The following is a 19,512-nucleotide window of genomic DNA, read 5'->3' as shown; positions in this document are numbered from 1 at the left end:
AACTATAAAAAGTGAAGGCAAAATAAAACCATCAGGGGATGGTTTTAAAGAGTAAGCATACTTTCTAAATTTGATTAGATTTCACATAGTTGTCGACGTGCATGTTTAAGTGCTGTTCTTAAACCCTCTTCTAGTGTTGGATGGTAGAACGGTTTATCTAAAATATCCTCAAGTGTGAGTTCTTCATCAATCATCCAAGCCAATAAGTGCGCCATGTGCTCAGCAGCATCCACAAATAATTCAGCACCTAATAACTTTTGACTTTTATTATCAATATAAACTTCAATAGCACCTTTATTTTTTCCTAGCACCAAGGCGCGACCTTGTTTTTCATAAGAAACAAAGCCTGTTGTAAATGCAATATTTTGATCTTTCAGTTGTTTATAGTTTTGTCCTACAGATGCCATTTCAGGTGAGCTAAACACAATACCCATGGGTGTTAATGTTTTAATATTTTCAATATTTGGAAAGCTTAAACAATTATGCACGGCTGCACGCCCTTCATGTGCTGCTTCATGTTGAATGGGGGTGTTAGTGTGTGCATCACCCACAATAAAAATAGCATGCCGTCCGAGTTGTTTGGTGTGTGCATCAATTGGGAGCTGTTTGATGTTGTTAAAACTCGTATCAATATTTTCAAGTTGAAGCTGATCTAAATAGCTGCGTCTACCCGTGGCAACCAATACATAATCGGCAGTTAAGCTCTGTGTTTGTCCATCTTCTTGATATTCAATTTGCACGCCTTGTTCTGTTCTTTGTAGTTGTGTTGGCAAGGTTTCAAATTTGATATTCAATTCTTGACTAAGTGTATTTTGTGCAATGGTTTGTAGTTCTGGGCTGCTGAGTGAACCAACTTTACGACTACGTGCAAAAATAGTGGTCTCTACCCCTAAGCGTTGCATAGCTTGAGCTAATTCGATTGCAATTACACCACTGCCAATGACGGTCAAAGATTGCGGTAAGTGCTCTAATTCAAAAATTTGATCTGATGTGATTAAGCGTTCGCCTAAGTTTTCTTTCCAGGCTTGGTCATAAGCAGGAGTAGAACCGACTGCAACAATAAAAGCTTTTGCCTGATATTGCTGTCCATTCACTTGAATTGTATGGGCATCAATAAAAGTCGCAAAGCCTGAAATCTTATGGGATGCTTCCCAACGATCTACATCTTTTTGTGTGGCACGGGTAAAACGATCACGTAATTGACGTACGTGCGTCATGATTTGGGATGTATCAATTTTTGCATCTACCGTGAGTGCAACTTCTTGTGCATGTTGAATGTCGTGCATGCGATTGGCACTAGAGATGAGGACTTTGCTAGGCATACAACCAACACGGGCACAGGTGGTGTCCCATGGACCGTGATTGATGATGAGTAGGTTTTGGGTGTATTTAATCGCTTCTTTATAGGCGCTAATGCCTGCGGTGCCTGCACCAATAATAATGAGGTCGTACATTTGTGAGCTACTTCATGTAATAAATAAATTTAGGCTAACACAAGCAAAACATTTATCATGCTTTTATTTACATAAAGCAGTAACTATGGTTACATATCTGACAATATTAATTATATGTTTGATTAACTCATAGTTTTAGAGGGATTTGGGGAATAACTCAATGAAAAAGAAAGAAATTAGTTTGAAATTTTCGGCTGTGGCTTTAGCAGTTTTATTGGCTGGTTGTGGCGGCGGTGGTTATTATGATAACAATGCTGCTGATACTGATAAAATTGAAGATAGTGAGACTGTTGAGCAAGCTGTTGTTGCGTCTGCATTAAAAATTGAATTAGACAAATTGTCTATGGCTGCGACAAATGGTCAACTTACTGTTACGGTTAGAGCCCTTGATGAAAACAAAGGGGGAGTACCAGATGCTAATATTACCTTAATGATTGTTGATTCAACGAATAATGTTAGTAATTTAAGTGTAGCTGTGCAAAAAACTAATGAATCTGGAAATGCTGTATATGTATTAGCGACTCCAAGTACGTCGACAACATTGACTGATTTGATTAAAAATGGTTTTAAAATTATAGCTAAAACAAATAACGGTGCATTAAGCCAAGAACAAACAATTTCTGTCACAGGTGCTGATACTAACAATGGTTCTGATACTACAAGTATTGTTCTGTTTGATGCGACTAAAACTTCACTCAATGTTCGAGGGGATCAAACAACAGTAACTTTAACGGCTGTTGATGCTAATGGAGCTACTTTATCTAATCAAGCTATATCATTAAAAGTCAAAAATTCGTCTCTAAATGGCGTCAAGTTCACACCAAATGCTACTCAAACAGATAGCAATGGGAAAATTACGTATACGCTATCTTTCAGTGAATCGCAAAGAGTGAAAGATTATAGTGCAGAGCAGTTCATCAAAGATGATTTAGTGTTAGAAGCTAATTTTGGTCAATCAACTCAAGTTTATACATATAAATTAGATGTAGTAAGCTCTACTGTTCCTAAGCCTGTTGGTGCTATTTCTGTTTTGTATAATCCAACAAAAATTGAAGACTCAGCATCAGGTGTTTACTATTACAAAAATATTTCTGTACATGTAACTGATGTTGATGGGAAACCTTTACCAAATCAAGATGTGGTAATGGGAGTTAATGCTTTAAGTTATAACAAAGGGAATTATAATTTTTTTGATACAGATCTTCCCCCAGATGGTAAGGTTGATAAGTATCTTCCTGATGTAATAACACAATGTTTTTCTCCAATTACAAAAGTAAACATTGATGGTAAGCAAATTGATCAATTACAGCCTGTGAAGCAAGGACAGACAGTTCAGGTTGTTTCTTTTATTAATGCAGAGGATCAACCCGCTACTGATAATAAATATACAACAGATGCAAATGGACGCTTTGATTTAAAAATTCAATATCCTAAAATTTATGCAGGATATTTAAATATTCAAATTCTTGCGAACTCGATTGTGAGTGGTAAATCAATAAATGGTTCTACTAGTCTTGGCTTAAGCTACTTAATCAGTGATGTAGATATTGAAAATGGTATTGCACCAAATTTGGAAAGTCCGTATGGAACATCGTTAAATTGTTCTGATGGGGAATAATAAAAAAAACAGCGCTTCGGCGCTGTTTTTTATGGGGGATTTCAATTTAAAAATTAAAGAGAAGTCCCCACACTCACACCCACCGTCGGGCGTACTTGCATAGAACTACAAGCACTCAGAAGCAAGACACACATCACCACCAATAAAACTTTATTCATGCAACAAACCTTGAGATTTTGCCTGATGAAATAACGCACTAGAACGAGCGCCACTACGGCAAATCATCAGAATGGGTTTTGGAAGCTCATTATAATATTTGGCGAATTCAAGAATATCTGTTTGAGAAATTTTACCGCTGTTGACAGGTTGATAAATCACACTGATCTGAGATTTTTCCGCGATATTGCGTAATTCACTCACCTTGACTACATTTCCCATCTCTTGATCAGGGCGGTTCACAATCACAGATTTAAAACCTCATCGCATCAACTGTGAAAATTTGGCAGCATTCATCTGACCTGCAACACTGACTTTGGTATTTAAAGTCTGAACATCGTTTTGAGCGTGACTCAGTGAGATACTGCTACAGATCAGAACACAGCAAAACACATACTTGAGGATGGGTTTAGTCATCCAACAAATCCATTTGTTTTGCCAACTGAAATAAGTTGTTTGAGCGGTTACCCGTACGGCAGAACATCAACACAGGTTTTGGCAATTCGTTATAGTGATTGGCAAAAGTACGCACATCTACTTCAGTAATTTGACCAGACACCACAGGTTGATAGACATAATCTAAGCCTGCTGCACGTGCAGCTTCTTCAATTTGCGCACTGGTTGGTTGCTCGGCACCACCTTCCATATCTGGGCGGTTATTAATAATTGATTTAAAGCCTTTTTCTACAACTTGGCTCACATGTTCAGGACCAATTTGACCCGCAAAACCGACTTGTTCAGACATGGGAATACTCCATCATTTTATTCATGACAATATGCTTTATGATAGCATTAAGCAGATTCAAGAGCAGAATGTTCTGAAATATTTATAACGATGATAACGATAAAATAACGCAATGGAGCGCTTATGCATTCCTATACGGTCGAGCCTTTATATGTCAAAAGTGATCATGAGGTGATTGCTGCAGACTTTTATCGCCCTAAATCTATAGAAAAACCCGCGGTGATTCTGATGGCGCATGGTCTAGCAGCCTTGCGTCATTTTAAATTGGTGCAATACGCACAGCATTTTGCTCAGGCAGGCTATGCCGTGGTGTTATTCGATTATCGCTATTGGGGCGGAAGTACGGGGCGTCCACGTGAGTTGGTATCCATAGAGGCGCAGTTAGACGACTGGCGCAGCATGATTTCACATATCGCGGAACGTAAGTCGATTGATGCCAAACGCATGATTCTGTGGGGAACTTCTCTGAGTGGCGGATATGTGCTGAGTTTGGCCTCACGCTTACACAATATTGCCGCGGTCATGGTACAAGTGCCTTTTGTAGATGGTGCGGAAAGTGCCAAGTTATATCCTTTGCAGCAACTTCCGAAAGCCCTAAAAATCTCCAGTCAGGACTATATGGGAGCAAAGGTAGGGATGTCGCCCAAAACGCTTGCAGTGGTGGCGCAAAAAGAACTGTGTTTTTTACCGACCACAGACAGTTATGCAGGTTATATGTCAATTGTGAACCCCGATCATTACTGGAGTGGGGAAATTCCTGCTCGGGTGTTTTTTAATTTGATTCGTTATCGCCCCATTCAAGAAGTGCGGCAAATCAACATCCCTGTGTTATTTATTGCTGCACAGCGTGACAGCCTGATTCCAATTGAATCGAGTCGTGAAACGGCCACCAATATTGCGCCTTATGTGCAATATGAAGAGTGGGATATGCAACATTTTGATATTTATCATGGAGAATGGTTTAAAAAAGTCATTCAGACCCAATTAGAGTTTTTACAGCAACTGTTTGGAGTTCAGTAAATGATTATTGTATGCCCTGAATGCGGTGCAAAAAACCGTGTACCTGAAGATAAATTATCTGCCAATCCTGCATGTGGGCAGTGTCATCAAGCGCTGATTCCGCTTGCACCCATTGAATTGAATGAGCAAAATTTCAGTAATTTTATTCAAAATAGTGACTTACCTATTCTGATTGATCTTTGGGCGGACTGGTGTGGTCCTTGCAAGATGATGGCACCACATTTTGCAACAGTTGCCAAGCAAAATCCGCAGGTGGTGTTTGCCAAAATTGATACCGAGGCCAATCCACGCTTAAGCGGTGCATTCCATGTGCGCAGTATTCCAACACTGGTATTGATGAATAAAAGCAATGAAATTGCTAGAATAAGCGGCGCGCTACGAGCGACTGAATTACAACAGTGGTTGGATCAGCAACTCAACGCCCAGTCTTAATGCACTGTTCGTGCTAATTTAATGCAAATGTCCGGAGTGAACGTGTCAGATTCTCATGCAAAACCAGAGGGAGTGCTTTCCCTACAAACAATTGCCATGCCAGCAGATACCAACTGGAGTGGAGATGTCTTTGGAGGCTGGATCGTTTCACAGATGGATTTGGCTGGTGCGATTCATGCCGAGCGTTTTAGTAAAGGACGTTGTGCCACGATTTCCATTAACCAAATGACTTTTTTGGTGCCTGTAAAAGTGGGCGATGTGATCAGTTGCTACACCAAAATTTTGAAAGTGGGGAATACTTCAATTCAAATGCAAATTGAAGTGTGGGATAGCCATGACGATTCACGTGAAGCCGTGCGTGTCACCGAAGGCGTATTTACCTTTGTTGCGGTTGATGTCAAAGGCTCAAAACGTCAGATTCCTGAAGAAGCCAAACAGAAGTTTTTAGAAGCTCAGGCTAGTCAAGCATCATAATTATCAAGCTAATCAAACATCGTAATGAAAAAATCCCAGCACAGTAGCTGGGATTTTTTTATTGGAGAAGAAACAAGTATTAGGCTTATTTCTGCTTTAAATGTGATTTTGACACCCATGCCCACAACATTTCACACTGAATCGGAGCTTCGCCTGATTCATCAATCACACTGACATTGACCAGTGTTTCGCCTTTGTCGGTGCTGTGCATGAGTTGTTGCTGTTCTGGGCTGAGTGTGGCAATGGCTGTCATTGCACCTTGAGTTGGACGTTTAAAGTTCACTTTCAGGCTTTTAATCAGCACAATGGCACTATCAGGTACATTCATAGCAGTCACAAAACCTGTAGCAGTTTCGGCAAGCAGCGCCATAGCACAGGCATGTACCTGTCCAATATGGTTTTGCATGGCTTTATGATTGGCAAGACTGACCACCACTTGCGATGGGGTTACTTCTTGATAGCGAATTTTCGCAGTGCCCACCATCGGCACGACACGACCAAATGCTTGACTCAAAAGGCGGCTTTGAATGCCTTTCGGCAATTTTGATGTTGCTTTGACCAGTTTGTTTAAGCGATTGGTTGGTGTCATGACATCCCCAAATTAATCTTTAAAGTTGTTAAATTGCAGTGGCAGACCAAATTGTTGCTCTTTCAAGAACGCCATTACTTGTTGCAATGTGTCGCGTTTCTTGTCGGTCACACGAATTTTGTCACCCTGAATAGAAGATTGCACTTTAATGCCACTGTCTTTAATGGCTTTGTTAATTTTTTTTGCGGTATCTGAGTCAAGACCATCTTTAAGTTTGATCACTTGAATCACATTTTTACCTGATGCGGTCATTTTTTGTGGGTCAAGCGCCTGAATGTCGACTTTACGCTTATAGAAGTGATTTTCGAGCATGGTATACACTTGCTCACATTGGAAATCACTTTCAGTGGAGATTTTAATCTCTTTGTTTTTTTCATTGAGGTCGATAGAAACATCCTGACCACGAAAATCGAAACGAGTACCGATTTCTTTTTGTGTGTTTTGAACCGCATGATTCACTTCAAAAAGTTCTAATTCAGAAACAATATCGAAAGAAGGCATAATGAAGACCTTTGCAAATGGAAACAATATCTGAGATGCTAGGGATGTTTTCTTCATTTGCCAAGTGTTGTTTTACATCAAAGGAGTGCGCAATGATCCGTAAACAAGAAATTACAACATTTGAGTTCCCAGCTGACGCGATTATCTGGGATGTACGTGATGCAAGTGCTTATGCAGAAGCTCATGTTAAAGGTGCTGTGAATCAGCCAATTAACGATCTATCAGCAGAGAGTCTTACTCAGGTGTCGGCGGATCAACCCATTTACATTTTATGTGGTGGCGGAAGTAAAGCCCCACGTGCAGCGGAAAAACTAGAAGGTTTGGACAGCTCACGTGAATATGTGGTTTTAATGGGTGGTACACGTGCTGCGCGCGACGCAGGCATGCCTTTGGAACAAGGTCACTAAGTATCATCAATATGAAGAAAGCGCCGTAAGGCGCTTTTTTGTTGGGTATCGTTTTATTTCTATTTTCTCTAAGCGAGCGTTAGCTTGAAGGTGGAGGAGCTTTAAAATAAGGCTTCTTGGTTTTCACCTTTTTCTGAAAACGTGTAGCTGCCAGTTTTTGTACTAAGTTTTTAGGTACAGCGCAGGCTTCTGCTAAAACTTGTGCCGCCAGTATTTCACTGCACAACGGGGCAAATAAAAAGCCTTTAGAACCGAGTCCTGCAAAGCTGTAAATTTCCTGATCATCACGCATTTTGCCAAGTAGGGGAAAATAATCCTTACTTTGGGCGCGTAGCGAAGCGCGACCTTGCCAAGTATCTACGGGTGCTAAGTTTTCGGCATACGCAGGAAAGACACTGTGGATAAGTTCGTAGTTATGCACATGGTCTTCTGCCAAGACGTCACAATCTTCCCGATTTGGATAAAACGATGCACCTAAAATCAGTTGATCGGCATTGAGCTGCATGCAATAGCCGCCATAGCTATAGGCTTGTGATAATGGCAAAGCCTGATCTGTATTATTTACCCAGCTAACTTGCCCACGAATGGGTTTAAGCACAGGGTAATGCTCAAAAAAAGCACCGCTTTGCAGCGCTGCACAGACGATGACATGATCAAACACTCCAAGTTCAGTATCTAGGCTGTGTAAGATCAGTTGCTGTGCTGTCGTGGTGATTTGTTTAATTTGAGCTTGCTGAAACTGAATGTGCGGATGCGCAAGAATTTCATCACGCAGTTGATGTGGAGAAACTGCTCCTGCTTGCAATAAGCTTAAACTGGCAAAGTCGCTTTGTGGCGTAAGTTCGGTTGCACTCTGTGCTGCTAAAATACCTTTTGGGTATTGTGTGGCTAAATCCAGCAATTCATCGGCATGTTTAAGTGCCAGTTGATGAATCTGCAACGGACGAAATGCTTTGAATGCGGCATAGTGATTTAAAGCATGTTGCCATGCCAAAGTCATTAAATGATCAGCACTTTGATGAATTGGGCAAAGTTTTGGGTTTAAGAGTGCCAAAGGATTGCCAGAACCGCCTGCAAGTGGCGCTGTTTGGTCATAGAGCGTGACTTGATGCCCTCGTTGGGAAAATGCCCACGCACAGCTTAAACCCGCAATTCCTGCGCCTATGATCGCAATATGGCGCTGTTGGTTGCTTGTTGTGGTATTTGTTGTAATTTGAGTTTCGTTCTGATCGGATATTGGCTCTATTTCAGGCGCTTGCCAGATGGCTTTCAGCATTTCCCGTTTATGCCTAAAACCGCGTGGGCGGGTGATGTGAATACCGTGTTGTTTTAAGCCACGTTTGAGTACGCCTGCCACACTAAATGAGGCAAAAGTCGTGCCATAATCGGACAGTGCTACAATCGGGTTGAGCACGGTTTCCTGCCACATATCGGGGTTACAGGCGGGTGCAAAGCCATCTAAAAACCACGCATTGACAGGAGCAGTTTTAGCAATGACAGGAAAAACTTCCTGAGCATCGCCTAGCCATAAATCTAGGCTAAAGCGTTCATCTGGAAAGTTTAAACGATGACAGCCTGCAATAGCGGCAGGGTATTGCTGAATCAGCTGTTCAGACAGATGACTGAGTTCGGGCCAAGCCGCTAAGGCACGTATAAGATCGGCTTTGCAAAGTGGAAATTTTTCGACAGAAATTGCGTGTAAATGGCTGCGATTATTGGGACGTACCTGTTGCCATAATTGCCAGAGCGCTAAAATATTTAAGCCTGTACCAAAGCCTGTTTCGCCTACACAAAAATATTCAAAATCATTCAGCGCTGCTAAACGGATGGGTAAGTCATTGCCCTGTAAAAACACATGCCGTGTTTCTAATAAACCGTTGTCTTTAGAGAAATACACATCGCCAAATTGTTTGGAAATGGGCACATCAATACCATCGACCAGTTGCCAATCCAGCTCGGCAGTTTGAATAGGCTGAAACAAAACCAGAGTACCTTAAATCAAGAGGTGAATGCTCACCTTACCATTGGCGGCGACGTTTGGTATAGACATAGCTAGCAATTAAGAAGCCGAGCAATACGCCAACCGCGAGTGTTGCAGCACCGTATAAAAACATTTGCGCACTGCGTTCACTTTGCAGTACTTGAACTTGCACGCCTAAATTATCGTTTTTAAGTTGCAGTTCCTGATTCTGTGCCAAAGCATCGAGGTTTGCCTGTTCAAGTTGTTGCAAACGTGTGCTCTGATCTTTAATCAAGGCTTTGGTTTTAGCTTCCTGAAGGGCTTTATTTTTGGCAATTTGTTCTGCAGTCAGGGGCTTATCTTGTGCAGGAGTAACCCCATTGGCTGTTGCTACAGCTGCCGTGTTGGTCACAGCAGCAGGAGCAGGTGCAGTAGGTGTGGTTGTGGCTGGCTCAACTGCATATACAGGTGAACTGAGCAGAACAGCAACAACACTGGCAACAACGAAACGCATAGCGCTTATCCTTGAGGGAATGCTTTATTGAATGGCTTAACGTCAATGTGGCTATATACGCCTTCTTTTAAGAAAGGTTCATCTTGTAGCCAAGCATCGAGTGCTTCACGACTGTCAAAATCGACAATCATGGTGCTGCCATAAAAGCCTGCTTGTGGATTGCTTGGGTCTTTTGGCATTGCCCCCGCCACAATTAAGCGACCTTCGGCATCGAGTTGTTGCAAACGTGCAAGATGTGCAGGACGGGTCGCAAGACGTTTTTCCAGTGTACCTTCACGGTCAGTACAACTCAGAACAAATAAAGGCATAGTTACTCTCGAATATCGCAGATCAGAAATTATTCAGATGTTTTAAAGTATTTGCGCAATACAATAAACTGCACAATGATAAAGGAAAACATCACAATCATGTCACCAAAAGCAGTGAATTCGCCCCAATATTTTCCGTCCATAAATAAAAATGCAAAAAATACGTGTAGGAAAGACATGACTGCAAACATGGCTGCCCAAGTATAATTCAGGTTTTTCCAGCCAGCTTCGGTCAAGTTGAACACAGGCCCAAATAAGCGTTGAATCAGTGGTTTACGGTCTTTGCTGAACCATGGTGATAGCAAAAAAGCACCTGCAAATACAATGTTTAAAATGGCAGCTTTCAGGCGAATATAAAAGTCATCGCTTAACATTAAAGTAACGCCACCAAAAATTACGGTCATAAACAGCACAATCCACTGTTGTTTATCTAAACGGAATTTTTGCATGATGAACAATGCGCCGTACACCACTAACATCGAGATGATCAGACCTGTGGTGGCCACCAAAATATGGTTGTTATCGACACCGCCTGCAGAGCCGATGAGTTGTAGTAATTGATGATTAGTGTCTTTTGGATCTACAGTTTTGTATAAATAAAAGAAAATAATGAGGGGCACAAAGTCTAAAAGTGCTTTCATGTTAGAGTATCTAAATCTGATCAAATAAATGACATAGTATAAGTGATGCACGGCGTAGATTTACATACACACAGTAATATTTCTGATGGAACTTTGTCACCTGGAGAATTGGTGTCTGCGGCAATTCAGCAGGGCATTCATACCTTGGCATTGACTGATCATGACACAATGGATGGGCTGGCTTTGGCAGAGCAAGCGGCTCAGGGGCAAGATTTAAAGATTATTTCGGGAGTGGAAATTTCCAGTCAATGGTCACGTCCTGCCACTAAAAAAAGCTATAGCGTGCATGTGGTGGCGCTAAACATGCAAAATCCTGCACCTTTACAGGCGCTGCTGGAACAGCAAAAACAAATTCGTGCAGAACGTGCCAAACAAATTTGTGATTTACTCACTCCGCTGATTGGACAAGATATTTATAATGATGTACTTCTTAAAGTTGATGGCGTAGCAGATCGGATTACTCGCACACACATTGCCAAAACTTTACAGGAAAAAGGCATTGTAACGCGTGTGCAGCAAGCATTTGATAAATACATCAAAGAAGGCAAAAAGGCTTATGTGAAATTTGATGGCTTGAGTTTGGAAGATACGATTCGGGTAATTCATGACAGTCAGGGTTTTGCCGTGTTGGCGCATCCAACCCGTTATGATTTATCTGCGACCAATATTCGTTATTTGATTGAAATTTTTGCCAAATATGGGGGTGATGCAGTGGAATTGCCGCCTAATATTGACCCTGCATCGACCCGTCAAATGGTGGATCGCATGATTGCTGAACATGGTCTAAAAGTATCTGTCGGCAGCGATTTTCATGGTGAAAATATGCCGTGGATTAAATTGGGCAATATTCCGCGGGTGAAAGATGGTCAAATTGGGATTTGGGAGAGTTTTGTTGAGTAACTCCCTCATCCCAACCTTCTCATATAAGCAGATGTGATATCCATTATTAAAATTTAGAAAGGATAAAAACTCCTTCTCCCTCTGGGAGAAGGTTGGGAAGAGGGTCTAAAGCAAATTATTGTCCTGTGCCTGAATTGGTGGTGGCGTTGGTTTACCCAACGTACCCAATAATTCAATTTCAATGGTTCTTACCATGGCATCTAAAGGTAAGTCATTGCTTTGCGTGCCAAAAGGTTCTTCAATTTCAGAACTGAGCGCATCCAGACCTAAAAAAGTATAAGCCAAAATACCGACCAAAAGCGGAGTCGCCAATCCGAGTGTAGACCCTAAACTAAAGGGCAACATAAAACAGAAAAAGTACACTGTTCGGTTAAGTAGGACTGAATACGCAAAAGGGAGCGGTGTGGTAGCAATACGGTCACAACCCGTGAGTACCAAACTCAGCTCTGTGACGTGTTGATTCATTTGTGTGTAAATAATATCGGAAATTTCGCCCTCTTTAAGTGCTTGCATTAACTCCCATTGAATCAAACTGAGCGTGTATTGCGGCGCATTGGCTTGTTGATACAGTTGGGTAATTGCTTGCTGACTCATGCCACTGGTTTGAATTAACTCGGTTGGATTGGCAGTTTGATGACGCAGGCGGTCTCGCAAGACATTGGCAAATACAATGACGTGCTGAATGACGCGTTCACGTCGTGCTTGACTAAGTATACGGCAGTCGCGGTCAAAGTGGCGCGCGTTGGCAATCAGCATGCCCCAAAGTTTACGTGCCTCCCACCAACGGTCATAACAGGCAGAGTTTTTAAAGCCCAAAAAAATCGACAGCACCACCCCAATTAAAGTAAAGCCAACCAAAGGCAATTCTGGAAAATGAAAATAACCAATATAAGACAAACCGCCAATAATGGTGGAGATCAACATCACCACGCCCAAAGGCGGTAAGACCTTCGGTAAAATCGTGCCCCGCCAAGAAAACAGTAAGTTAAATACACTGGGTTGATCGACTATCATTTTATTAGAATCATCACAATTTTTTGATGATCTTCTGTGCTTGTGCAGGCTTTGTCAATATGCAAATTTTAAGTGTGCTCAAATTTAAGCAGTTGTTGTTCGGCAAAGGAAAAATTACCTTCACTTGAGATGATACAGTGATCGATCAAACGCAGCTCTAGCAACTGACAGGCTTGCTGAATCTGCTGCGTCAGGATTAAATCTGCACGTGAGGGATGTGGCAATCCGAAAGGATGATTGTGTGCAATCACAATCGCCGTAGCGTGTTGGCTAATTGCAAAACGCAGCAATTGATTAATAGAAATTTCACACGAATTCACTGCGCCATAAAATAACTTTTTAAAGCTGATTTTGCGTAAACAGGCATCTAGACAAAGTACCGCAAACACTTCTTGGGTTTCGCCCAAAAGTTCAAAACGCAAATACTCCATCAAACGTTTGGAGTTGCTAAGCTCTAGCGCATCTTGTTTTAAATGTTCAGCCACATAACGCCGTCCGAGTTCTTTAACTGCCATGAGCTGTGAATATTTACTGTTACCCATGCCGTGAAATTGACACAACTCGGCAATGGGTGCATCGAGTAAAGTAGTGAGATTGCCAAAATGCTGAATTAGCAATCGTGCCAACTCCACCGCAGAATGTTGTTGCGAGCCTGAGCGCAGGAAAATAGCCAGTAGTTCGGCATCGGACAAACTTGCAGCACCATTTTGAATCAGACGCTCACGTGGCCGTTCTTGTTCAGGCCAATGTTTAATAGATAAATGCATTGTTATTTGACTTTTTTATTCTAAATTTGAAACTTAAATCCCAACAGATCTCTTGGGAATGACATTATTTAATGCTATTGTGAGCGCCACTGCAACAAAAAGGTGGCTTATTTGTGAGCTTCGATTTAAGCGTCCTCCCTCATAAAAACATTATTTTAGCTGTGACAGGCGGCATTGCGGCCTATAAAAGTGCGATTTTAGTGCGTCGTTTAAAGGATGCGGGGTTTAGTGTTCGCGTGGTCATGACCAAGGGGGCACAAGCTTTTATTACACCGCTGACCTTTCAAGCACTGTCAGGCAATCCAGTACATACCGAATTATTAGATACCGAAGCCGAAGCAGGCATGGGGCATATTGAATTGGCACGGTGGGCCGATTTAATTTTGGTTGCGCCCGCCAGTTGCGACACCTTAGCCAAATTTGCTGCAGGTCTGGCCGATGATTTGCTCAGTACTTTATATTTAGCCACCACTGCACCAGTTTGGGTTGCACCTGCCATGAATCAGCAAATGTGGGCAGCCAAAGCCACACAGCGTAACTTAACCACTTTGGTGGAAGATGGCGTGCATGTAATTATGCCCGATGCGGGCGAACAAGCCTGTGGAGATGTTGGTTTAGGGCGTATGCCAGAACCTGAAGATTTGGCGCATCAGGTGACGCAGTATTTTCATCAGGCACAGCGTGCTTTGGTGGAAAAATTTGGCATGTTGGCAGGCAAAAATGTCACCATTACAGCAGGCCCAACCCGCGAAGCTTTAGACCCTGTGCGTTATATTTCTAACCATAGTACAGGCAAAATGGGTTTTTCTTTGGCTGCAGCCTGTTATGCAGCAGGGGCAAAAGTCACGCTTATTGCAGGCCCAGTTAGTTTAGATACGCCAAATGGGGTACAGCGAATTAATGTGTCTTCTGCAATTCAAATGCTAGATACCAGTTTGCAGATGCTTGAACAAGGCTGTGATATTTTCATCGCTACAGCCGCGGTGGCAGATTACCGCGTGGCAGAAATTGCGGAACACAAAATTAAAAAATTAGGCGATGAGCTGAATGTGGCGTTGGTCAAAAACCCTGATATTGTTGCGACCATTGCTCAACAGGAAAAGCGTCCGTTTATGGTCGGCTTTGCTGCAGAAACCCGCAATGTAGAAGAATATGCAGCAGGCAAATTGGTGGCGAAAAAGTTAGATATGATTGCCTGCAATGACGTTTCCCGTGCCGATATTGGTTTTGCTTCCGATGAAAATGCCATGACCGTATTTTTTGCCGAAAGCTACCGTATGGAAAAACGCGATTTGGAAAAAGCCTCTAAACAGGAAATTGCGCAGCAATTGGTCGAAGCGATTCATGATGCCTTGTATCGAGATCCATCTCAGGATGATGATTTTTAATTTTGATCGTCCATCAGCAAACGGATGACATAAAAAACCGCTGAAATTTCAGCGGTTTTTTTATATCCAATCGCGAATTAAGCTTGACCTTCAGCTGCAGCGGCTTGAGCACGTTGCATATTGGCTTCAAACTCGGCATCGAAGTTGATTGGCGTTAACAATAATTGTGGGAAGCTGCCTTTGGTAACCATATCATTCACTGCTTCACGCAAGAATGGGAACAAAATGTTCGGGCAGTATGCGCCAAGAATGTACGGTAAACGCTCTTCTTCAACGCCATCAATCAGGAAAATACCAGCTTGGGTAACATCCACAATAAATGCAGTATCGCCGGCGTTGTTGGCTTGAACCACAACTTTTAATGCTACTTCAAAGTGGGTTGGATCAATTTTTTCTGCAGAAGATGACAGGTTGATGTTCAATTCAGGCTGCCATTCTTTGGTAAATACTTGTGCCCCAGGAACTTCAAAAGAAATGTCTTTGGTATAAATACGCTCTAATGCCAATTGTGGTTGAGCTTGTTGTTCTTCACTCATGTTAAATCCTTAAGAGTTGGTTATCGTGTTATGTTTATGCCAATAATTGATCAAGCTTGCCTTCGCGATCTAACGCATATAATTGGTCAAAGCCGCCAATAAATTGGTCATTGATGAAAATTTGTGGAACGGTACGATGATTGGTACGTTGCATTAATTCAACGCGTACTTCAGGCGCTTCATTCGACAAATTAATTTCTTTATAGGCAACGCCTTTACGCTCAAGGAGTTGTTTTGCACGAATGCAGTATGGACATACAGTCGTTGAATAAATAGTGACTTCAGCCATGATTGTTCTCCTTGCGAAAAATATTGGGTAAAACTATTTGCTTTTTACTAAAGGTAAACCTTGTGCTTTCCAGTTGCTAATACCGCCATCTAAACGATAGGTATCGGTATGTGCGACCTGTTGTAAAGCACTGCCTGCAACCTGACCCAAGTTACAGATAAAGACCAATGGACGATCTGAGGTTTTTAACTCTTCAACATGCTTGGTAATTTGGCTATAGGGAATATTGCGGCTACCACTGATATGACCTTCACGAAAATCTTTGGCATCACGTAAATCAATCAACATGGCATTTTTAGCTTTGACTAAAATACCCAAAGATTGTGGGGAAATTTTGCGACCATTGCGTTGACCTTCTAACACAAAGAACAACACTACCAATACAGCCAGCGTCCCAAATAAGAAGGGATGATTCCCCATAAATTCGAACCAACGTTCCACAAGTCACCTAATTACAATGTCAAAATTGTTCAAGAGTATAGCGTATAAATATGGCGATCAAAAACACCGCTTCAAGGGCAGCGCCATAATAAAATTAATTTTTTTGTTGCGCTTCGGCAATTTCATCACACAGTCTTAAATAACTGTCTAAACGACGCGATAATATTTCACCTTCTGCAGCAGCCAGTCGCAGCGCACATTGCTTTTCATGTTTATGGGTACAGTTGCGGAATTGGCAATGCCCCAGCAGGTTTTCAATTTCAGGAAAACCATTTTGAATTTTATCTTGGCTTAAGTGCCATAAACCAAATTCACGAATCCCCGGTGAGTCAATTAAGGCTGCACCATCTCCAAAGCCAATTAAGCGGGTAGAGGTTGTGGTGTGTTGTCCAAGTGCTGAGTTTTCTGAAATGATATTGGTCTTTTGCGCCGCTTCAGGCACGATGGCATTAATCAGCGAGCTTTTCCCCACACCCGATTGTCCAACAAAAGCCACCGTTTCACCTGCCAAACGTGCCGCCAAATGCTCTAAATTCGCATCGGACTGGGTTTGCATGACTTCATACCCCAAGTCTTGATATTCCTTAAGCAAGTCTAAAATCGGGTCGTTTTCTTTGAGCAAATCAGATTTGTTTAAGACCAATAAGGCGGGAATATCGGCATCGGCACAAGCAACCAAATAGCGGTCAATCAAGCCCGGTGCAGGTTCAGGCAAAGGCGCAAAAACAATCACAATCAAACTGATATTGGCGGCAACAGGTTTAACTTTGTGATAACGATCAGGTCGGGTCAATAAAGATTGGCGTGGATGAATCGCGGTAATAATCCCTAAACCTGTATTCGGATCGGCTTGCCATTTGACCCGATCTCCCGTCACCAATAATTCTAAATTGGTGCGAGTATGACAACGCCAAATGCTGCCTATTTCGATAGGTTTCCAAAACGGTTCAGGCTCACCTGCGTGCACCACAGGTTTTTCAGGATGAATTTCAGGAACAGATAAAGCCTGCACTTCTAATTGACGACCATAGTGTTGTACCACCAAGCCTTCTAAATCATGTGAAGTGTCAATGTCTGCCTGACGTGACTTGTGTTGTTTTTCAATTCGACGTTGCTGTTGTTCAGTCAATCGACGCTTACGAATTAAAGCCATTCATATCCTAAAAAACCATGAACTCAGGATGGCAAAAATAGCATGAAGCGGGGGCACAGTTACAGCCAAGAAGCAAGAAATTTGCTACTATGTTGTTTTTAAGCCGAATAAGATTGCACATTTATGAGCAGCACGCCTGATACTCGCCTCATTTGGATTGATTTGGAAATGACAGGTTTAGATACCGATAACGACCAAATTATTGAAGTGGCTACCATTGTGACCGATGATCATTTAAATATTTTGGCAGAAGGTCCTGTGCTGGCTGTGCATCAACCTGATCGTATTTTAAATGCCATGGATGAGTGGAATACACGTCAGCATGGACAATCGGGCTTAATTGAGCGTGTGCGTCGCAGCAAACTCACTGCGCAGGATGCAGAACAGCAAACTATTGAGTTTCTGAAAAAATGGGTTAATCCTAAAACATCGCCAATGTGTGGCAACTCAATTTGCCAAGACCGCCGTTTTTTACACCGTTTAATGCCTGAATTGGAACAGTACTTCCATTATCGTAATTTGGATGTTTCATCAGTGAAAGAGTTGGCAAAGCGCTGGCGTCCAGAAATTATGAGCGGTTTGAAAAAGAATGCGTCGCATTTGGCGATGGATGATATTCGTGATTCGATTGCCGAGCTGAAATATTATCGCCAATACTTTTTTATTATGAATCAGGACTAAAACCTTTTTCTGCGTAGGAGATGGAGCTGTAACAGTAACAGCGATCTCTTACGCTTAAACTGTGTTGGTCACTCATAAATAAGAAATAATAAGATATGACTCAGCATTGCCTTATGCCTTACTTTATATAAAGATATTAGAGGCAAGTTTGTATAAAGCTAAGCAATGCTGAGGTGTTCATTGGTTAAAAGCCAAGCAAAACCAAAAGCTTTATTTTCCTGCCTGCCAAAATGCTTCTCCTGCCTGAATTGGATCACCTGTTTGCGCTAAAGTCTCAAGCCAGACATCATATTGCGCGATGATTGGATGTTGGCTAGGGTGAAAGTCAGGTTTAAACCAATCACGATATTGTGATTGCATTTTGCGTAATTTCCCTTGTTTGCCAAACAGCCATTGCAAGCCACGTACATTCATTTTAAGGCGCTGGATACGATTAAACCCATCGCATTTCAGCATGACATTGGCGCGGTACAGGGTAAATCCGAACATTAAACCTGTGGTCAGCACCAACGCCATTTTTCGGGTCACTTCAGGCACATTGCCCACCTGTTGCATCACATCAAACGCCACATCACGATGTTCCATTTCTTCAATCGCATGCCATGCAAATAAGGCGCGGACATAAGGATGTGCATCTTGTAGCGTGTCTTTTTCGCCATAAAAAGTTTCTGCCATAAGTGCAGTTAAATGTTCCGCAGCCGCTGTCATGGCGATGTTGTATTGGGGCGAGCGATATTTCAGTTCAAACTTAAACACTTTGTTTAGACGCTGAATAAACTGATCTACAGGCATGCCTTGATCTTTCATAACCTGATTCATTTTGTCGTGTGCAATGCCGTGCTGAGCTTCTTGCCGAATAAAATCTGCAACGCGTTGTTTTAAGTCTGGGTCTTGAATTTGATCGCGGAACAAACGTACTGATTGAATGAAATAACGCTCACCATCAGGAAAAGTCAGGCTTAAAGCGTCAAACATGCGGGTCAGAAACGGATCACCTGCAAACCAGTAACGCGGCACATCGGCTAATTTAAAATCGAGATTGCTGCGTACCATCGGCGTAGCATGATATTGGACAAGTGCATTCATTTTATTTTATTTCACTCTGGTCAATCCTGTTTGTAGTATGTCGGGCTTTGGCAGATTTGTTTTGACAGTATTTGCCAGTTTTTATACATTAAACGACAAAAGAAAATGATGCATGTCAAAATGAGCAAGCACATGAGCGAAATTCAAATTCCAAATGGTTATTATCAACTTTGGTTACGCTATTTATCTGCACAGGGCAGAGTTCCTGAGCAGCTTGGATTTTCGCCTGCACAATTGCAGCAGTTACAGCATGTGTTGGCATTGCCCATGGATACCCAATCGTCCTATCAGTTTTTTAACGAGATCATCCAACACAGTATTCAGTTTTTAGATTGTCCAACGCTCGTTTTTGAATTGGCACGTTATATTCAGCCTGAACATTTTGGCGTGCTTGGCTATATGGCATCGCGTAGTAACAGTGTTGCAGAAGCCATTCAA

General features: G+C 42.1%; 23 protein-coding genes and 2 pseudogenes. 9 read left to right on the top strand and 16 right to left on the bottom strand.

Features of this window, described 5'->3' with window-relative positions:
- Positions 1 to 74: 74 nt before the first annotated feature.
- Positions 75 to 1,454: a dihydrolipoyl dehydrogenase gene (locus tag VF675_RS11480; RefSeq protein ID WP_440205247.1), complete on the bottom strand. Its 1,380-nt coding sequence runs from the start codon at positions 1,452 to 1,454 to the stop codon at positions 75 to 77.
- A gap of 160 nt (positions 1,455 to 1,614) precedes the next feature.
- Between VF675_RS11480 and VF675_RS11475 the strand changes: the two genes are divergently transcribed.
- Positions 1,615 to 3,072, top strand: a complete 1,458-nt coding sequence (locus VF675_RS11475) for an Ig-like domain-containing protein (RefSeq protein WP_179991581.1) — start codon at positions 1,615 to 1,617, stop codon at positions 3,070 to 3,072.
- 150 nt (positions 3,073 to 3,222) lie between these two features.
- Here the strand turns inward: VF675_RS11475 and VF675_RS11470 are convergent.
- Both VF675_RS11470 and VF675_RS11465 read right to left on the bottom strand, forming a co-directional pair.
- Positions 3,223 to 3,645: pseudogene (locus VF675_RS11470) on the bottom strand (beta-lactamase hydrolase domain-containing protein).
- Positions 3,638 to 3,973 carry a TIGR01244 family sulfur transferase gene (locus VF675_RS11465; protein ID WP_096902417.1) on the bottom strand — a complete coding sequence of 112 codons (336 nt, stop codon included), beginning with the start codon at positions 3,971 to 3,973 and terminating at the stop codon, positions 3,638 to 3,640. Before VF675_RS11465 ends, VF675_RS11470 begins: the two are co-directional and overlap by 8 nt.
- 123 nt (positions 3,974 to 4,096) lie before the next feature.
- Between VF675_RS11465 and VF675_RS11460 the strand changes: the two genes are divergently transcribed.
- The 3 genes from VF675_RS11460 (at position 4,097) to VF675_RS11450 (ending at position 5,899) form a co-directional block, all read left to right on the top strand.
- Entirely contained in the window at positions 4,097 to 4,993 is an 897-nt protein-coding gene (locus VF675_RS11460; RefSeq protein ID WP_180112901.1) for an alpha/beta hydrolase, read from the top strand.
- Positions 4,994 to 5,425, top strand: a complete 432-nt coding sequence (gene trxC / locus VF675_RS11455) for a thioredoxin TrxC (protein WP_180080417.1) — start codon at positions 4,994 to 4,996, stop codon at positions 5,423 to 5,425.
- Between the two features lie 96 nt (positions 5,426 to 5,521).
- Positions 5,522 to 5,899, top strand: coding sequence for an acyl-CoA thioesterase (locus VF675_RS11450; protein WP_228748483.1), 378 nt, complete (start codon positions 5,522 to 5,524; stop codon positions 5,897 to 5,899).
- A gap of 85 nt (positions 5,900 to 5,984) precedes the next feature.
- Here the strand turns inward: VF675_RS11450 and VF675_RS11445 are convergent, their stop codons facing one another.
- Complete coding sequence (locus VF675_RS11445) at positions 5,985 to 6,488, bottom strand: DUF4442 domain-containing protein (RefSeq protein WP_440205246.1); 504 nt, start codon at positions 6,486 to 6,488, stop codon at positions 5,985 to 5,987.
- 12 nt (positions 6,489 to 6,500) lie between these two features.
- Complete coding sequence (locus VF675_RS11440) at positions 6,501 to 6,989, bottom strand: YajQ family cyclic di-GMP-binding protein (protein ID WP_004976234.1); 489 nt, start codon at positions 6,987 to 6,989, stop codon at positions 6,501 to 6,503.
- Between the two features lie 92 nt (positions 6,990 to 7,081).
- On the opposite strand from VF675_RS11440, the gene VF675_RS11435 reads away from it, so the two are divergent.
- Positions 7,082 to 7,396, top strand: coding sequence for a rhodanese-like domain-containing protein (locus VF675_RS11435; RefSeq protein WP_004976235.1), 315 nt, complete (start codon positions 7,082 to 7,084; stop codon positions 7,394 to 7,396).
- Positions 7,397 to 7,475: 79 nt separating this feature from the next.
- On the opposite strand, the gene mnmC is transcribed toward VF675_RS11435, so the two are convergent.
- Genes mnmC through VF675_RS11415 form a run of 4 tightly spaced genes read right to left on the bottom strand, consistent with a single transcriptional unit; the run spans position 7,476 to position 10,819 of the window.
- On the bottom strand, positions 7,476 to 9,377 hold the full coding sequence (mnmC, locus tag VF675_RS11430) for an FAD-dependent 5-carboxymethylaminomethyl-2-thiouridine(34) oxidoreductase MnmC (protein ID WP_440205245.1): 1,902 nt from the start codon (positions 9,375 to 9,377) through the stop codon (positions 7,476 to 7,478).
- 37 nt (positions 9,378 to 9,414) lie between these two features.
- Positions 9,415 to 9,870, bottom strand: coding sequence for a hypothetical protein (locus VF675_RS11425; protein WP_004976237.1), 456 nt, complete (start codon positions 9,868 to 9,870; stop codon positions 9,415 to 9,417).
- Positions 9,871 to 9,875: 5 nt separating this feature from the next.
- A complete protein-coding gene (locus VF675_RS11420; protein WP_004976238.1) occupies positions 9,876 to 10,178 on the bottom strand; it encodes a YciI family protein in 303 nt (100 codons plus the stop codon).
- A gap of 29 nt (positions 10,179 to 10,207) precedes the next feature.
- Positions 10,208 to 10,819, bottom strand: coding sequence for a septation protein IspZ (locus VF675_RS11415; RefSeq protein ID WP_004976239.1), 612 nt, complete (start codon positions 10,817 to 10,819; stop codon positions 10,208 to 10,210).
- Between the two features lie 45 nt (positions 10,820 to 10,864).
- Between VF675_RS11415 and VF675_RS11410 the strand changes: the two genes are divergently transcribed.
- A complete protein-coding gene (locus VF675_RS11410) occupies positions 10,865 to 11,719 on the top strand; it encodes a PHP domain-containing protein (protein ID WP_180112898.1) in 855 nt (284 codons plus the stop codon).
- A gap of 105 nt (positions 11,720 to 11,824) precedes the next feature.
- On the opposite strand, the gene VF675_RS11405 is transcribed toward VF675_RS11410, so the two are convergent.
- Both VF675_RS11405 and radC read right to left on the bottom strand, forming a co-directional pair.
- On the bottom strand, positions 11,825 to 12,733 hold the full coding sequence (locus VF675_RS11405; protein WP_004976242.1) for a bestrophin family protein: 909 nt from the start codon (positions 12,731 to 12,733) through the stop codon (positions 11,825 to 11,827).
- 68 nt (positions 12,734 to 12,801) lie between these two features.
- The gene (gene radC / locus VF675_RS11400) at positions 12,802 to 13,500 is read right to left on the bottom strand and encodes a RadC family protein (RefSeq protein WP_104853058.1); all 699 of its coding nucleotides are present in this window, start codon (positions 13,498 to 13,500) and stop codon (positions 12,802 to 12,804) included.
- A gap of 113 nt (positions 13,501 to 13,613) precedes the next feature.
- Between radC and coaBC the strand changes: the two genes are divergently transcribed.
- Positions 13,614 to 14,888 (top strand): bifunctional phosphopantothenoylcysteine decarboxylase/phosphopantothenate--cysteine ligase CoaBC, encoded by a 1,275-nt coding sequence (coaBC, locus tag VF675_RS11395; RefSeq protein WP_004976244.1) that lies wholly within the window; start codon positions 13,614 to 13,616, stop codon positions 14,886 to 14,888.
- A 77-nt stretch (positions 14,889 to 14,965) separates the two neighbouring features.
- On the opposite strand, the gene secB is transcribed toward coaBC, so the two are convergent.
- The 4 genes from secB to rsgA all read right to left on the bottom strand — a co-directional run bounded on the left by secB (position 14,966) and on the right by rsgA (position 17,307).
- A complete protein-coding gene (secB, locus tag VF675_RS11390) occupies positions 14,966 to 15,424 on the bottom strand; it encodes a protein-export chaperone SecB (protein WP_004976246.1) in 459 nt (152 codons plus the stop codon).
- Positions 15,425 to 15,458: 34 nt separating this feature from the next.
- Positions 15,459 to 15,713 carry a glutaredoxin 3 gene (gene grxC / locus VF675_RS11385; RefSeq protein WP_004976247.1) on the bottom strand — a complete coding sequence of 85 codons (255 nt, stop codon included), beginning with the start codon at positions 15,711 to 15,713 and terminating at the stop codon, positions 15,459 to 15,461.
- A gap of 33 nt (positions 15,714 to 15,746) precedes the next feature.
- Positions 15,747 to 16,154 (bottom strand): rhodanese-like domain-containing protein, encoded by a 408-nt coding sequence (locus VF675_RS11380; protein ID WP_440205244.1) that lies wholly within the window; start codon positions 16,152 to 16,154, stop codon positions 15,747 to 15,749.
- Between the two features lie 94 nt (positions 16,155 to 16,248).
- Positions 16,249 to 17,307, bottom strand: coding sequence for a small ribosomal subunit biogenesis GTPase RsgA (gene rsgA / locus VF675_RS11375; protein ID WP_096902409.1), 1,059 nt, complete (start codon positions 17,305 to 17,307; stop codon positions 16,249 to 16,251).
- A gap of 123 nt (positions 17,308 to 17,430) precedes the next feature.
- Between rsgA and orn the strand changes: the two genes are divergently transcribed.
- Positions 17,431 to 17,988: an oligoribonuclease gene (gene orn, locus VF675_RS11370; RefSeq protein WP_004976254.1), complete on the top strand. Its 558-nt coding sequence runs from the start codon at positions 17,431 to 17,433 to the stop codon at positions 17,986 to 17,988.
- 210 nt (positions 17,989 to 18,198) lie between these two features.
- Here orn and VF675_RS11365 read toward each other — a convergent pair whose 3' ends face one another.
- Entirely contained in the window at positions 18,199 to 19,074 is an 876-nt protein-coding gene (locus VF675_RS11365) for a metal-dependent hydrolase (protein WP_440205243.1), read from the bottom strand.
- Positions 19,075 to 19,206: 132 nt separating this feature from the next.
- Between VF675_RS11365 and VF675_RS11360 the strand changes: the two are divergent.
- Positions 19,207 to 19,512, top strand: a pseudogene (locus tag VF675_RS11360) (AraC family transcriptional regulator); the annotation flags it as partial.

The sequence above is a fragment of the Acinetobacter sp. Lyrl_1 genome, from assembly GCF_051948795.1.
Lineage (GTDB): Bacteria > Pseudomonadota > Gammaproteobacteria > Pseudomonadales > Moraxellaceae > Acinetobacter > Acinetobacter towneri.
Note: the sequence above shows the minus strand (reverse complement) of the source record. Positions and strands in the feature narration are given on the sequence as shown.

Coding starts and splice junctions, on each gene's coding strand:
- VF675_RS11480 (WP_440205247.1), bottom strand. CDS start 1,454: ATGTACGACCTCATTATTATTGGTGCAGGCACCGCAGGCATTAGCGCC.
- VF675_RS11475 (WP_179991581.1), top strand. CDS start 1,615: ATGAAAAAGAAAGAAATTAGTTTGAAATTTTCGGCTGTGGCTTTAGCA.
- VF675_RS11465 (WP_096902417.1), bottom strand. CDS start 3,973: ATGTCTGAACAAGTCGGTTTTGCGGGTCAAATTGGTCCTGAACATGTG.
- VF675_RS11460 (WP_180112901.1), top strand. CDS start 4,097: ATGCATTCCTATACGGTCGAGCCTTTATATGTCAAAAGTGATCATGAG.
- trxC (WP_180080417.1), top strand. CDS start 4,994: ATGATTATTGTATGCCCTGAATGCGGTGCAAAAAACCGTGTACCTGAA.
- VF675_RS11450 (WP_228748483.1), top strand. CDS start 5,522: ATGCCAGCAGATACCAACTGGAGTGGAGATGTCTTTGGAGGCTGGATC.
- VF675_RS11445 (WP_440205246.1), bottom strand. CDS start 6,488: ATGACACCAACCAATCGCTTAAACAAACTGGTCAAAGCAACATCAAAA.
- VF675_RS11440 (WP_004976234.1), bottom strand. CDS start 6,989: ATGCCTTCTTTCGATATTGTTTCTGAATTAGAACTTTTTGAAGTGAAT.
- VF675_RS11435 (WP_004976235.1), top strand. CDS start 7,082: ATGATCCGTAAACAAGAAATTACAACATTTGAGTTCCCAGCTGACGCG.
- VF675_RS11425 (WP_004976237.1), bottom strand. CDS start 9,870: ATGCGTTTCGTTGTTGCCAGTGTTGTTGCTGTTCTGCTCAGTTCACCT.
- VF675_RS11420 (WP_004976238.1), bottom strand. CDS start 10,178: ATGCCTTTATTTGTTCTGAGTTGTACTGACCGTGAAGGTACACTGGAA.
- VF675_RS11415 (WP_004976239.1), bottom strand. CDS start 10,819: ATGAAAGCACTTTTAGACTTTGTGCCCCTCATTATTTTCTTTTATTTA.
- VF675_RS11410 (WP_180112898.1), top strand. CDS start 10,865: ATGCACGGCGTAGATTTACATACACACAGTAATATTTCTGATGGAACT.
- VF675_RS11405 (WP_004976242.1), bottom strand. CDS start 12,733: ATGATAGTCGATCAACCCAGTGTATTTAACTTACTGTTTTCTTGGCGG.
- radC (WP_104853058.1), bottom strand. CDS start 13,500: ATGCATTTATCTATTAAACATTGGCCTGAACAAGAACGGCCACGTGAG.
- secB (WP_004976246.1), bottom strand. CDS start 15,424: ATGAGTGAAGAACAACAAGCTCAACCACAATTGGCATTAGAGCGTATT.
- grxC (WP_004976247.1), bottom strand. CDS start 15,713: ATGGCTGAAGTCACTATTTATTCAACGACTGTATGTCCATACTGCATT.
- rsgA (WP_096902409.1), bottom strand. CDS start 17,307: ATGGCTTTAATTCGTAAGCGTCGATTGACTGAACAACAGCAACGTCGA.
- orn (WP_004976254.1), top strand. CDS start 17,431: ATGAGCAGCACGCCTGATACTCGCCTCATTTGGATTGATTTGGAAATG.
- VF675_RS11365 (WP_440205243.1), bottom strand. CDS start 19,074: ATGAATGCACTTGTCCAATATCATGCTACGCCGATGGTACGCAGCAAT.